The organism is Terrimonas ferruginea DSM 30193 (assembly GCF_000425585.1).
GTDB lineage: Bacteria > Bacteroidota > Bacteroidia > Chitinophagales > Chitinophagaceae > Terrimonas > Terrimonas ferruginea.
Genome location: NZ_AUDS01000009.1, coordinates 163680 through 178147 on the forward strand (window position 1 = coordinate 163680; position 14468 = coordinate 178147).

Below are 14468 nucleotides of genomic sequence, written 5' to 3' on the forward strand. Positions count from 1 at the left end.
AAACTACCACAAACTAGCGAATGATGTCGCCCCGCAGGCGGAGAAGTTCTGTTTCCGCCACTTTTGCAGCATAACGTGCCGCGATCAGGCGGTTGCTGGCCGCTTCAAGGCTGTTCTGCGCTTCACGCAATTGGATCAGTGTGGCGGCATTCAGGCGATAAGTCTGCCGTACAATGTCCACGTTCTCGCGTGCCAGTTCAATGTTCTCTTCTTCGAGTGCCAGTGATTTTTTAGCCAGCTCGTAATTTTTAAAAGCCGTGATCACATTCAGGTTAAGCAATGAACGCTGGTTCTCATATACCAGTTGCTGGTACGTGAGATCGAGTTTGGCCTGGCGGTACAAACGGCGTGTGGCAAATCCATTGAAGATGGGAATATTGGCGGTAAAACCATAGTTCAGTCCGTTGGACTGGTTAAAGAGCGGAGAAAAGGGATTGATCACCGTTTTGTTATCTGTACGGCTGTAGTTATAAGCAGAGTTGAATGATACTACCGGGAAAAAGTCACCTTTCCTTTCTTTGATCGTTAACTCGGCTATGTCGATATTTTTTTGTGCGATCAGCAGATCCGGATTGCCGGTTTCAGCTTTATTGCGGATGTCGCCGAGGCCGAGTTCCATATCGATGGGAATGGAATCGCTTACTTCAAATTGTGCATCGGACCTCACGTTCATCGCCTGGTTTAACCGTTCCTTCAGTTGATCGATGAGGGTAAGTTGTTCCAGTTTCAATGCTTTCTGTGCATTCAGGTCCACTTTGCTTTGCAACACATCGGGTTTGATGCCGGTGCCGATATCGAGTTTATATTGCGCGAGCTTCACTCTTTCTTCGTTCAGTAATATCTGTTCATCAGTAGCCCTTACCTGTTGTTTTTGCCGCACGATATCATAGTAGGTGGTTACCACATCTGCCACGGTATTTGTCATTTGGCGCTTGATAGTATAACTGCCAAGATGAATGAGTTGTTCTGCCTTTTCACGGGTGGCAAACATGCGTAATCCATCAAACAATACCCAATCGAGTTGTATGCTGCCGGCAATATTATGTGAACGGATGCCTTTTTGTTCGCGTTTGCTGTTGTCGGCCAATGTCTGGCGCTGGTTATTATTGTTCCAGGTGGTGCTCATCAGGCCGTTCAGTGTTGGAAAGAATACGGCATTGCGGTAGGAATAATCCAATGCAGCGACCATGGAATCGTTGCGTGACAATTGTATATCGTAATTGTTTTGCAAGGCCGTGGCAATGGCCTCCTCCAGTGTGAGCATACGTTGCGCTGTGCTGCGCCCGCAGATGGTCGCCAGTAGGATGATTAAGAAAAATCGATTCAGCTTCATGATGCAGTATTTTGAACTTCTGATGCGGGTGTTTCAGGTGGCAGGTTATCCATCTCGTTTTTCTTTTTCGAAGAAGAAAGGAATGAATACACGGCAGGCACTACAAAAAGGGTAAAGATCAGCGAGAAGGAGATGCCACCAACGATCACCACACCGAGTGGTATACGGCTGGTAGCCGCCGCGCCCAGCGATAAGGCAAGCGGCAATGCACCCAAGGCCATCGCCAGACTGGTCATGAGGATGGGACGCAAACGTTGTGAGGCCGCATAGATGGCTGCTTCTTTCTTCTCCATGCCTTTTGAACGGCGGCTCTGGTTGGCAAATTCCACGATCAGGATACCGTTTTTCGTTACCAGGCCTATCAACATGATCATACCGATCTGCGAAAAGATATTCCACGTGTGTCCGAAGATCCACAGTGACAATACCGCACCCGCCATCGCAAGGATGATGGTGATCATGATGATGATGGGGTCAATGAAACTTTCGAATTGTGCAGCCAGGATCAGGAAGATCAATCCCAGCGCCAGCAGGAAGGCAAAGCTGGTGTTGCTGCCGCTTTCCGCATAGTCGCGGGAAGAGCCGGTGAGTGAAGTGGCAAATGTATCGTCGAGCAATGGCTGGGCAATGCGTTGCATTTCCTTTACACCATCACCGATGGTATAACCTGCAGCAAGGCCGGTTGAAATGGTGGCCGATTTATAACGGTTGAAGTGATAGATCGTCGGCGGCGTGGTCGATTCGGTCATCGTTACCAGGTTGTCGAGACTGATCATCACCCCGTTTTTATTTCTTACAAAAATGCCTTTCAGATCGCTGGGGTCATCGCGGTCGGCGCGACTCATTTGTCCCATCACCTGGTATTGCTTACCGTCTTTGGTAAAGTAACCGAGACGGCCATTACTCAGCGCCAGTTGTAATGTCTGCGATACGTCGGCCACCGTTACGCCGAGTTCACTCGCCTTGAGACGATCGATTTCGATCCGCAGTTCCGGTTTGTTGAATTTCAGATCCGCATCCACTACCTGTCCGCGGAATACCGGACTTTTCGATGCTTCGTCGATGAACTTCGGAAGTACTTCCGTTAATTTTTCGAAGTTGTTATTCTGTATAACGAATTGTACGGGTTGTCCGCCACGGCGGTTTACCTGGATCGTCTGGTCCTGGATGGCAGAGCCGCGGGCTTCGTTGAACCGCGGCATATTGCGGTTCACCATGTTTACGATATCCTGTTGCGAGCGGTCACGTTCACCGGCATCGCTCAGAGTAACGCGTACCATACCGGAGTTGGCCGAACCGCCGGAGAAACCCGGGCTGGTGATCGTCAGCACCACCTGTTTTTCAGGAATGGAATCCAGCATGAACTGCGTTACGTTGGTCATGTATTTATCCATGGCGTCGAACGACGTGCCTTCGGGAGCAGTCACCTGCAAACGGAACTGGCTGCGGTCCTCCATCGGTGCCAGCTCTGATTTCAGGTTGGAGAAAATGAGATAGGTTAATACGAGGCAGCCGCCAAGAATAAGCCAGGCCGTCCAGCGTACACGCATGAATGCCCGCAGCATTTTCTCATAACCGTTTTCCATGCCCTGGAAGAAAGGTTCGGTTTTGGTATAAAACCAGGAATGTTTATGCTTGTTGCCTTTCGTCAGTTTTACGTTGAGCACCGGCGTTAGTGTAAGTGATACGAATGCCGAGATCAACACGGCGCCGGCCACCACTACACCAAATTCGCGAAAGAGGCGTCCCACAAAACCTTCGAGGAAGATGATCGGAAGAAATACAACCGCCAGTGTGATGGAAGTGGAGATAACCGCGAAGTAAATTTCTTTTGAACCATCGCGCGCCGCCTGCCACTTGTTCATGCCGGCTTCCATTTTTTTATAAATGTTTTCCGTTACCACAATACCATCGTCCACTACCAAACCGGTGGCCATTACAATCGCCAGCAATGACAATACATTGATGGTAAAACCGGCAAGGTACATGATAAAGAAGGCGCCGATCAGGGAAACGGGAATATCGATCAGCGGACGGAAAGCGATGGCCGCATCACGGAAGAAGAGATAGATGATAAGGATAACGAGAATCAATGCAATCAGCAATGTTTCTTCCACTTCGGAAATTGATTTCTTGATGAAACGTGTCTGATCGAGTGCGATGTTGAGTTTGATGTCGTCTGGCACTTCTGCTTTCAGTTGCTCGACGCGTTTATAAAACTCATTGGAAATTTCAACATAGTTGGCACCGGGTTGCGGGATTACCGCGAGTGCGATCATGGGAATACCACTTTCACGCAAAGCACTTTCTTCGTTCTCCGGACCTAATACGGCCGAGCCGATATCTTTTACTTTAACATCACTGCCGTTGATATTTTTTACAATGATTGCATTGAATTCCTCTTCGGTATTGAGCCGGCCGAAAGTTCGTACGGTTAATTCGGTGGCATCTCCATAAATTTTTCCGGAGGGAAGTTCTACGTTTTGCGCGGCGAGTGCCTGCGCAACGTCGGCAGGTGTGACGCTGAAAGCCGACAGCTTTGCGGGGTCCATCCAGATACGCATGGCGTAACGTTTTTCTCCCCATATCTGTATGCCGCTCACGCCCGGAATGGTCTGCAATCTTTCGAGTAAAACGTTGTTGGCGTATTCGGTTATCTGCAGGGGATTGCGCGTGTCGCTCTGCACGGTCATGGACAAAATGGGATCACTGGATGCGTCTGCTTTGGTCACAACAGGTGGTGCATCGAGGTCATTGGGTAATTGACGGCTGGCCTGCGATACTTTATCGCGCACGTCGTTGGCGGCGGTCTCAAGGTCGGAGCCCAGCTCAAATTCCACGTTGATATTGCTGCTTCCCTGGCTGCTGCTGGAAGTGATGTTCTTGATACCGGCAATGCCATTGATGGCTTTTTCCAGGGGCTCGGTGATCTGCGATTCGATGATATCGGCGTTGGCACCTGCATACGAGGTGCGCACGTTGATATTGGGCGGATCGATGGCGGGATAGTCGCGGACACCGAGAAAGGTATAGCCAATAATACCAAACACAATGATGATGATATTCATCACAATGGCAAATACCGGCCGGCGTAAGCTTAATTCAGAAATATTCATCGCGATCGTTGTATAAAGCCGGTATTATTTCGCCGGCTGTTGTGTTTTGACAGTTGTGTCTTTCGTGACGGTTGTGGTGGTGCCGTCGGCATTGGCGATCTTGCCGATCTTCATCTGCGTACCGGGTTTGGTGCTCATGAGACCGGAGATGACAATGGTGTCGCCGGCTTTCACACCGGAGGTGATCTGCACGGATGCCGAATCGCGGAGACCGGTGGTGACATCGACAAATTTCGCACTGCCGCCGTTGAAAAGAATGACCTGTTTGCCCCTGGCTTGTGGTACGATGGCCTGTGAGGGCACCATGATGGCATCGGGTATGGGGTCGAAATCAAGTTTGACCTTGGCAAAACTGCCGGGCACGAGTTGCGGATCTTTTTCCTGTACGATGCAACGCGCGGACAAGCTGCGGGTATCGAGTGTAACCCCCGATTCCGTAGCCATCACTTTAGCCGTATAAGTTTTGTTGGTACTCTCTGTGGTAAAGTACACCAACTGTCCCACTTTAATGCGGGACGTATATTTTTCCGGTACGGTGAAGTCGAGTTTGAGTGTGGTTGTCTGCTGGATCGAAGCGATAACAGTGGCGGGGGAAACATAAGCGCCCGGGCTGATGTTTTTCAAACCAACCCTGCCTGTAAAGGGAGCGCGGATTTCGGTTTTGGTGATATTGGCCCGCGTAATGGCGATATCGGCCTGGATATTATTTACGTTGAGCGCGGCGATATCGTAATCTGCCTTGCTGATGCCCTGAATTTTCAGCAGTTGAGCGGAACGTTCTTCGTTTTGTTTGGCTATTTCCAACTGCACCTGGAGTTTGCGAAGCGTAGCCTGCAGATCGCCGTCAAAAAGTTTAACGAGTAATGCGCCCTGCGTTACCTGTTTGCCTTCGGCGATGTTCAGTTGTGTGACACGGCCGGCAGTTTCGGGATAGATATCGGTGGATTCGTTGGCGATAAGGGTGCCGGGGACTTCCACGGTTTCGCTCAGGGGAGAGGTTTTCAGCACAAATACATTGACGGCGGCTGGTCCGCGGCCTGCACCTGCAGGTGCGGTTTTTTGTTTATCCTTTCCTCCGCAGGCCGCCAGCATAACAAGGCTGAGGGCTGGCAAGAGGCGGTACTTGGTCACGAGCATACAGCTAAGGGCTGGTTTAGGTTGAATGAGTGATTTTTCCACAAAAGATTAAAGATAGATTAAAAACCAGCAAGGTTTAGACGACTATCCCGCTGATTTCCTGCGCTGTTCGGGAAGGTTTAAGGGAAAAGGTGTAAGGCGTAAGGTGAAACAGCCGTAGTAAGTACTAAGTAATAAGTTTTAGGTATTTTTTTGGCTTCTTTGTTTGGGATCGATATTACTTTAAATAACGCGCAAGTTCACAATTGACTATTGACTATTCACTATTCACGATTGACGATTCACGATTGACGATTCACGATTGACGATTCACGATTGACGTGACTTTCATCAGGTTCTTCACTTTATTCGCATTGAACAACAAATCCTGTTTTGTGGGGGCAATCACCGTCACATGCCCCATCTTACGGCCGGGTTTCGTTTCTTTTTTACCATAAATGTGCACAAATGCGCTGTCGATCTTCAACACTTCTTCCAACCCTTCGTATACTGCCGGGCCGCTGAATCCTTCCGCACCTACCAGGTTGATCATTGCCGAAGGCAAAATCGGATCGGTATTGCCCAACGGATAACCGAGGATGATCCGCCAGAGCATGTCGAACTGCGAGCTGTAATGCGCTTCAATGGTATGATGCCCACTGTTGTGCACACGCGGGGCGGTCTCATTGACCAGCACATCACCTTCGGTATTTACGAATAATTCCACTGCATAGATGCCGGGTGATTTAAAATTCCGCACCACGGAAAGAGCGATGGCTTCGGCTTTCCAGAGCGTGCGCTGATCCAGATCGGCGGGGCAGAGCTGGTAATCGAGCAGGTTGAGCACCGGATCGAAGATCATTTCAACGGGCGGATAGAGCGCCGTTTCGCCTTCTTTATTCATCGCCACCATCACCGCAATTTCCTTGCGGATATTCACCATTTTTTCCAGTACGGATGGCACATCAAAGCCTTTATCGAGGTCGGCTTTTTCACGGATCAGTTGCACGCCTTTGCCATCATATCCGCCTTCACCCATTTTGTGAACGGCAGGGATCAGCTCTGTATGTTGCGCGAGTTCGCTTTTCGACTGCGTGATCACAAACGCAGGGGACGGAATCTCGTTTTCTTTATAATACTGTTTCTGCAGAATTTTGTTTTTGATCGTGCGCAGAACGGAAGGGCGCGGATAAATGGCCAATCCTTCTTTTTCCAGTTGCTCCAGGGCTTCCACATTCACGTTTTCGATCTCGATCGTAAGGGCGTCCACCATTTTTCCGAAGGCGTAAACATCATCGTAATTGCGTATATCACCTTTTACAAAGTGGTCGCAGAGATGCGCAGAGGGGCAGTGGGCGTCGTTTTCCAGCACAAACGTTTCAACCGGATAATTAGCTGCGGCCTGCAGCAGCATGCGGCCCAACTGGCCGCCACCAAGAATACCTGCTTTTAACATGGCGCAAAGATAAGTTGCCGGACTTCAGTTTGCTCATTCACGCCGGGAGTTCTAAATTTGTGTCATGCAGCCTGATTATCCACATAAATTGTTTGCGGACCTGCGCGGGGACTTCAGCCTCCTGATGCAGACCCTCGCCATGGACACGGCCCTTTTCTCCTCCTGATCTTTCCCGATAGTATTCTATTATTCCGGTACACCACCGTTATCTCATTTTCAAAAATCGATCAACCGATATGTCTACGCTTACCGCCGGCAGTGCTACTGCCCTGGAAACCGATTTCCTTCCGTTGGAAGGCACCGATTACGTTGAATTTTATGTGGGCAATGCCAAACAGGCCGCTCACTATTACATGAGTGCGTTCGGCTTTCAGGCGCTCGCTTATGCGGGCCCCGAAACCGGTCAGCGCGACCGCGCCAGCTATGCGGTCCGTCAGCACAAACTCACTTTTGTACTCACCACACCGTTATACCCCGACAATGCCATCGCCGACCATATTTATAAACACGGTGACGGAGTAAAAGCCCTTTCACTCCGTGTGCCTGATGCACGCAAAGCCTGGGAAGAAACCACCAAACGCGGCGCAAAAAGCTTCATGGAACCTGTTGTACTCACCGATAAAGATGGGGAAGTGGTGATGAGTGGCATTCATACGTACGGAGAAACGGTTCACCTTTTTATCGAAAGAAAAAATTATAACGGCGCATTCATGCCTGGTTACAAAAGCTGGAGCAATCCGCATTTTCAACCGGCCGATACAGGGCTGCTTTACGTGGATCATTGCGTAGGCAACGTTGACTGGAACCAGATGAATCCCTGGGTGAAATTTTACGAAGAAGTAATGGGCTTCCGCAATATTTTATCCTTTGACGATGAGGATATCTCGACTGAATATTCTGCACTCATGAGTAAGGTAATGAGCAGCGGCAACGGTTTTGTGAAGTTCCCGATCAACGAACCTGCAGAAGGTAAGAAGAAATCACAGGTGGAAGAGTACCTCGAGTTTTATCGTGGTGAAGGCGTGCAACACGTTGCATTGGCCACCAATGATATCGTGCGGACGGTAAAAGACCTGATGAGCCGCGGGGTGGAGTTCCTCAAAGTACCCAATACTTATTACGACGATCTGCTGGACCGCGTTGGTCATATCGACGAAGACCTGGAACCATTGAAAGAACTCGGCATTCTCGTTGACCGCGATAACGAAGGATACCTGTTGCAATTGTTTTCAAAACCGGTAGAAGACCGTCCCACACTTTTCTTCGAGATCATCCAGCGCAAAGGTGCCAAGAGCTTTGGTAAGGGAAACTTTAAAGCTCTCTTCGAAGCGATTGAGCGTGAGCAGGAAGCGAGAGGCAATTTGTGATAAAGTATTAAGTAGTAAGTTTTAAGTAATAAGTGAATGAGTGAATAAGTGAATAGGTGATTTGCGATTCTGAATGTCCTCTGTTTTCCTGGTTCGTTCCCTGAGATCCCGAAGGGCACGAACCACGCAAATACTTAAAACTTATCACTTATAACTCATAACTCAAAAGGGCGCAATCGGCGCCCTTTTGGAATTTTAAGGCTATTTTTGCATATAGTATACGAACTTGCTGAAAATAAAATCTCAGATGCTCCGTTTAGTTAATTAATGACTGGTATGAAAAACCTCTGTGTAGCAATCCTTTTCATTTTTTCCCTGATCGCGGAAGCCGCAGCTCAGCCTCCCGGCTCATCCCGTAAGGCAATTTCTTCCGGGTCTAATTCCATGTCATTCATCGACATGCAGAAAACATTTCAGCGTCCCGATGAATCCTTCAAACGCAAAGAGGATACGCTGCGCAAACAATTCGAAGCAAAAGGCCTTGCCTGGCCGGCGAAATATCTTTACATACGTTCGTTCAAATACGACAGCCAGCTCGAGGTCTGGGTAAAAAACGATGCAGCTGAACAATACAAACTTTTCAAAACCTTCAAGGTTTGTGCGCTCGCAGGCACACTCGGCCCCAAACGCATGGAGGGCGACTACCAGGTGCCGGAAGGATTTTATTATATCAATGAATTCAACCCGCGCAGCCAGTATTATTTATCACTCGGCATCAATTACCCCAACGCATCCGACAAAGTATTGAGCGACTCTCTGCGTCCGGGAAGCGCGATCTATATTCACGGAAGTTGCGTAACAGTAGGTTGTATTCCTATCCTCGATACGCAGATCGACGAACTTTATATTCTGGCCGCACATGCCAAGAACCAGGGGCAGGATTTTATCCCGGTTCACATTTTCCCGATCCGTTACAATGTTCCGAGAAGCGTGGCCTTCCTCTCTAATCTTACCAAAGACGATCCCTACCTGAAAAAATTTGCCGATCGCCTGGAAGATGCTTTTGAATATTTTGAACAGAAAAAACAGGTGCCCGTGGTGATGATCAGCGACAAAGGCGAATACTCAATAGCCAGCGCCGTTGCCAGGAAAGTGCCCGAAGATAAAAAAGCACCCAAGCCCAAACGTGAACCGGTTAAACACCGCACGCGCCAGATCGCTGCGGTGGCGGATGTGGTGCATCAATGGCCACAGTTTCCGGGTGGCGGCAATGCATTCATGAAATACCTCGATGACCTGGGACATGACATGGTGCCATTCCTGCCAGAGAATGTAAAGAAAGCCTTTGTACAGGTGGAATTCATTGTAGATACAGACGGTGTGCCTGTTAACATCAAAGTACTCAAAGGCAGTACCGACCAGGACTTCATCGACGAACTGATCACGCGCCTCGAGAAAATGCCGACCTGGACGCCGGCAATGTTGCATGATAAGGCCGTTGCCAAAAAAATGATCCAGACAATTACCGTCGATTAATTAACGCACCAGCACCTGTATCGTATCAGGTGTCTGCTGACGAAGGATCACCGTTTTGTCTTTGAGCAGTTGTTCCAGGGAAGCAGGTGTATAATGACGAACTGTTAGCAGGGAAAGATCACGGATCACCTGTACATCAAATAACTGGCTGGCCTCCAGGGCCAGCTTTTCTATTTTTTCAGCATGATCATCCACTACGCATAAAAAACTGATCGCTGCATTCTGCGTAAGATTCGGTTTGATCAGCAATGACTCCAGCATATGATATAATGTACCGGCATGTTGTTCAGCTACAAAAGAGAAATCACGCGAGCGTAATTCCAGCAGCACCTGTTGCTCCTTTACCACAATGATCGGCGGCAACCCTTTCACGGCTTCATCGTGTATGATCGTGCCGGGCAAGGAAGGATCGAGAAAACATTTTACCTGCAAAGGAATATCCTTGTTCTGCAGCGGCTTGATGGTTTTCGGGTGAATGACCTGCGCACCGTAATATGCCATTTCAATCACCTCGGCATAATTCAATTCCGGTAATGGCTGGGCTTCGGGGTAATGACGTGGATCGGCATTCATTACACTCGGTACATCCTTCCAGATCGTCTGGTTTTCGGCGTCAAGCAGGTTGGCAAACACGGCAGCGGTATAATCACTTCCTTCACGGCCGAGCGTGGTGCTTTCGTTTTCATCGGTGGAGCCGATAAAACCCTGTGTCAATAAAATGCGTTCGGTGGCAAACAGTTCTTTCATCTTCGCCACTTTTTGCGCGGTGAAATCCCAATCGATGACCGCTTCGCGGAAATGGTCGTCTGTGCGGATGATGTCACGCACGTCGAGCCATTTGTTGCGGTAACCGGCTTCGTTTAGGTAATGACTAACGATAGCGGTCGACAGCAGTTCGCCTATGCAAACGATCTGATCGTAGTAATAATCAAACTCGCGTACGGGCTGGTCATGCAGCAACCATTCTGCTTCCGTAAAAAAATCAGCCAATTGCGCTTCACAGGCGAGGGCCTGGGTTACAAGTAAATATTTCGCCGTGGTGAGATGTTGGTCCTTCACTACTTTAAAGAGGGAGAGTGCCTCTTCCTGTTTTCCGGCAAAAAAAGCTTCGGCTACTTTTTCCAGCGCATTGGTCGTTTTGCCCATGGCCGACACGACAATAAGCAATTGCTCATCGGGATAATGAGACAAAATTTCTCCCAGTTTCTGTACTCGTTCCACGCTGTTGACGGAAGCTCCGCCGAATTTAAAAACCTTCATGCTGTTGAAATGATTGGAGCAAAGATAATCTGTGCAATGCATCCTGTCATCACATACAACTATTTGATTTGTGTACCTTATACATAACTCCGGTTTCTCATGTCTTTATCGCTTACTTTTGCTCCATATTAAAAAAATGTTATGCTGCCTGTCAACCGGAAAGTTCTGACCCTCGACGAGTTTACGATCCAGCAATTGCGCGACGTGCCCAACGCCACCGGCGAATTGAGCTCGCTGCTCCGCGACATTGGTCTTGCGGCCAAACGTGTGAACGTGGAAGTGAACAAAGCGGGGTTGGTAGATATCCTCGGTGATGCCGGCAGTGTCAACATCCAGGGGGAAGACGTCAAGAAACTGGACATATTCGCCAATGACCAGTTTACCGGCGTATTGCAGCACGGGATCAGTTGTGCGGGTATTGCCAGTGAAGAACTCGATGAGTACATCGCGTTTGATGATCCGATCAGCCGTAATTCAAAATATGTTTGTCTGTTCGATCCGCTCGATGGCAGTGGTAATATCGATGTGAACATCTCCATCGGTACTATTTTCGGTGTATACCGCCGCGTAACGGAGAAAGGGCAACTGGCTAACCAGGACGATTTCCTGCAACCCGGCACGCAGCAGGTAGCCGCAGGTTACATCATCTACGGTTCCAGCACCATGATGGTCTATGCCACACGCCGCGGCGTGAATGGCTTTACCCTGGATCAATCCATTGGTGAATTTACCCTAAGTCATCCCGATATCAAATGTCCCGACTTCGGCAATATCTATTCGGTGAACCACGGTAATTTCTACCGGTACGGGCAGGGAGTAAAAGAATACATCACTGCCTGTCAGAAAAAAGACAAGAGCAATGGCGGTCCTTATACGCAACGTTATATCGGCAGCATGGTGGCCGACGTACACCGCAACCTGATCAAGGGTGGCATCTTCATGTATCCCGGTACCACTGACAAGCCGAAAGGCAAATTGCGCTTACTGTATGAGTGCAATCCATTCGCCTTCATCCTCGCCGTCGCGGGCGGCCGCGCCACCGATGGTCATCAGCGCATCCTCGATATCAAACCTACTGAACTTCATCAGCGTACGCCGATGTTTATCGGCAGCAAAGGGATGATGGACGAACTGGAGACGTATTTATAAATCAAAAGTCAAAATTCAAAAGCGGTGCACTGAGCTTGCCGAAGTGTCAAAAGAGAACAGCCGTTATAAGTATTAAGTAGTAAGTTTTAAGTAGTAAGTAATAAGTTTTGTGCCCTTCATGAAGCCGAAGTATCGGCCTCAGCGAACGAATCAAGGGAATTTGATGCATTCACCCGCGTTCGTGAATACACAATACTGGTTCGTGAAAACACGAACCAGGGGAGATTTGACGCATTCACTATTCACCATTGACAATTCACTATTCACCATTGACTTATTCACCATTCACCATTGACGATTGACGATTCACCATTCACGCTTTTAACAGGACCTTGCTGTCTTTCCACCTCAAATGGTATAAAACTTGCGCAGGTAGTTGCATGAGCCGTATTCTACTTCCATTCTTCCTCCTAACGCTGCTCGTGAGCCAATCCGCCTGGGCGCCGCAGACCGATATCGTTTCCGACATATTGAAGGAAACCAATGCCTTCCGGAAAAGCAACAGACTGCCGCCGCTTGAATTGAATTCAGACCTCAACCGTTTGGCCGAAACGCACAGCGCCAACATGGCGAAAGGGCGTGTAGGGTTTGGGCATGGCGGCTTCAACAGCCGTGATGCCGAAGCCCGCCGCAAAATCTCCGGTATCCGTCGCTTTGCCGAAAACGTAGCGCAGGGCGCCGAATCAGGCCGCGATGCCGTCACCCTCTGGAAAAACTCCTCCGGTCACCGCCGCAATATGCTCGGCAATTACAAATACATAGGCATCGGCACCGCCCGCGACCGCAAAGGCAGGATATACTTTACACAGGTGTTTGCCGGCTAGAAAGCAATGTGAAAATGTGCAGATGTGCCCTTCCTGCGGAAGGGGCCGTGTGAAAATGAATTATCTAATTTCATTTTCACATTTCCATATCCCGCCAAAGGCGGGCACATTTACACATTTGTTATGTAAATTGCCCCCACATGGCAACTCAACCTATTATCCGGGTAGAAAACCTGGTCAAGAATTACGGCAACTTCGAAGCGGTGAAGGATATTTCTTTTGACGTATACGAAAATGAAGTATTCGGATTGCTCGGACCTAACGGAGCAGGAAAGTCTACCACACTGGAAATAATCGAAACGCTGCGCAAAAAGACCAGCGGACGCATTACGGTTGATGGGTATGATCTCGATAAAAATCCGGACGACATCAAGCAGATCATCGGCGTGCAATTGCAGGCAAGTGGTTATTACCCCGGACTCAACCTGTTGCAACTGATCGAACTTTTCAGCGGGTTGTATAACCGCAATGTGGATCCGATGGAATTGCTGCAGCGCGTAAACCTCACGGAAAAAGCCAAAGCAAAATTCAAAGACCTGAGTGGAGGACAGAAACAACGTTTCTCTGTCGCTACCACGCTGATCAATGAACCACGCATCATCTTCCTCGACGAACCTACTACAGGCCTCGATCCGCAGGCTCGTCGCAGCCTTTGGGAACTGATCCGCGATATCCGCGCGAAAGGCACAACCGTTATTATCACTACCCATTACATGGACGAGGCGGAATATCTCTGCGACCGCATTGCCATCATCGACAGCGGCAGGATCGCGGCCATGGCCACACCCGATCAACTGATCGACGACCTCGTGTCAGGAGGATTTGAAAGACCCAAAGAAGTAAAGAAGGCCAACCTGGAAGATGTATTTATTCATCTCACCGGCCGCAGCCTCCGCGAAGACTGATTTTTCATTGTATTAAAAAGATAAACGTGAGTATTCAAAATAAACTGCGTGAATTTATGAACGGTAAAATCGAAGCCCAGAAAGAAGCAGGTGCCGCATTCCTGAAAGAGAACCGCGAAAAGCCCGGTGTAACAGAACTGCCCGAAGGCATCCAGTACGAAGTGATCAAAGAAGGTAACGGCAGGCAACCGGTGCTGCAGGATACCGTGAAGGCCCATTACCGTGGCGCATTGCTCGATGGCAAAGAGTTCGACAGCTCCTTCCGCCGCAATCAGCCTTTCAGTGCCCCGCTGACCGCCCTGATCAAAGGATGGCAGATCGCTATTCCCCTGATGAAGGAAGGCAGTCACTGGCGTTTATGGATCCCGTCTCACCTCGCATACGGAGACAGAGGCGCAGGCAGCGATATTCCCGGAGGTGCTACACTCTTGTTTGAAGTAGAGTTACTGGAAATTGTAAAATAACT

The 14468-nt window shown here is 49.1% G+C and carries 11 protein-coding genes; 6 read left to right on the plus strand and 5 right to left on the minus strand.

Annotated elements, in window-relative coordinates; genetic code table 11:
- Window positions 1-13 precede the first annotated feature (13 nt).
- The 4 genes from H608_RS20945 to H608_RS0102250 all read right to left on the minus strand — a co-directional run bounded on the left by H608_RS20945 (window position 14) and on the right by H608_RS0102250 (window position 7021).
- Complete coding sequence (locus H608_RS20945; protein ID WP_051267939.1) at window positions 14-1333, minus strand: TolC family protein; 1320 nt, start codon at window positions 1331-1333, stop codon at window positions 14-16.
- Window positions 1330-4449: an efflux RND transporter permease subunit gene (locus H608_RS0102240; RefSeq protein ID WP_028786246.1), complete on the minus strand. Its 3120-nt coding sequence runs from the start codon at window positions 4447-4449 to the stop codon at window positions 1330-1332. The genes H608_RS20945 and H608_RS0102240 overlap by 4 nt, the downstream gene beginning before the upstream one ends.
- A 24-nt stretch (window positions 4450-4473) precedes the next feature.
- Complete coding sequence (locus H608_RS20950) at window positions 4474-5586, minus strand: efflux RND transporter periplasmic adaptor subunit (RefSeq protein ID WP_071836906.1); 1113 nt, start codon at window positions 5584-5586, stop codon at window positions 4474-4476.
- A gap of 295 nt (window positions 5587-5881) precedes the next feature.
- Window positions 5882-7021 carry a 5-(carboxyamino)imidazole ribonucleotide synthase gene (locus tag H608_RS0102250; protein WP_028786247.1) on the minus strand — a complete coding sequence of 380 codons (1140 nt, stop codon included), beginning with the start codon at window positions 7019-7021 and terminating at the stop codon, window positions 5882-5884.
- Window positions 7022-7257: 236 nt separating this feature from the next.
- Between H608_RS0102250 and hppD the strand changes: the two genes are divergently transcribed.
- Both hppD and H608_RS0102265 read left to right on the plus strand, forming a co-directional pair.
- Complete coding sequence (hppD, locus tag H608_RS0102260) at window positions 7258-8388, plus strand: 4-hydroxyphenylpyruvate dioxygenase (RefSeq protein WP_028786248.1); 1131 nt, start codon at window positions 7258-7260, stop codon at window positions 8386-8388.
- Between the two features lie 276 nt (window positions 8389-8664).
- Window positions 8665-9864, plus strand: coding sequence for a L,D-transpeptidase family protein (locus H608_RS0102265; protein ID WP_081658767.1), 1200 nt, complete (start codon window positions 8665-8667; stop codon window positions 9862-9864).
- Here H608_RS0102265 and H608_RS0102270 read toward each other — a convergent pair whose 3' ends face one another.
- Entirely contained in the window at window positions 9865-11124 is a 1260-nt protein-coding gene (locus H608_RS0102270; RefSeq protein WP_028786250.1) for an aspartate kinase, read from the minus strand.
- A gap of 141 nt (window positions 11125-11265) precedes the next feature.
- Here H608_RS0102270 and fbp point away from each other — a divergent pair, with 141 nt between their 5' ends.
- The 4 genes from fbp to bamJ all read left to right on the plus strand — a co-directional run bounded on the left by fbp (window position 11266) and on the right by bamJ (window position 14466).
- Window positions 11266-12273: a class 1 fructose-bisphosphatase gene (fbp, locus tag H608_RS0102275; protein ID WP_028786251.1), complete on the plus strand. Its 1008-nt coding sequence runs from the start codon at window positions 11266-11268 to the stop codon at window positions 12271-12273.
- A gap of 380 nt (window positions 12274-12653) precedes the next feature.
- Window positions 12654-13097 (plus strand): CAP domain-containing protein, encoded by a 444-nt coding sequence (locus H608_RS0102280; protein ID WP_051267941.1) that lies wholly within the window; start codon window positions 12654-12656, stop codon window positions 13095-13097.
- 140 nt (window positions 13098-13237) lie between these two features.
- Window positions 13238-14002, plus strand: coding sequence for an ABC transporter ATP-binding protein (locus H608_RS0102285; protein ID WP_028786253.1), 765 nt, complete (start codon window positions 13238-13240; stop codon window positions 14000-14002).
- Between the two features lie 26 nt (window positions 14003-14028).
- Window positions 14029-14466, plus strand: a complete 438-nt coding sequence (gene bamJ / locus H608_RS20955; RefSeq protein ID WP_038006821.1) for a BamJ family beta-barrel-assembly machinery protein — start codon at window positions 14029-14031, stop codon at window positions 14464-14466.
- Window positions 14467-14468: the final 2 nt, after the last annotated feature.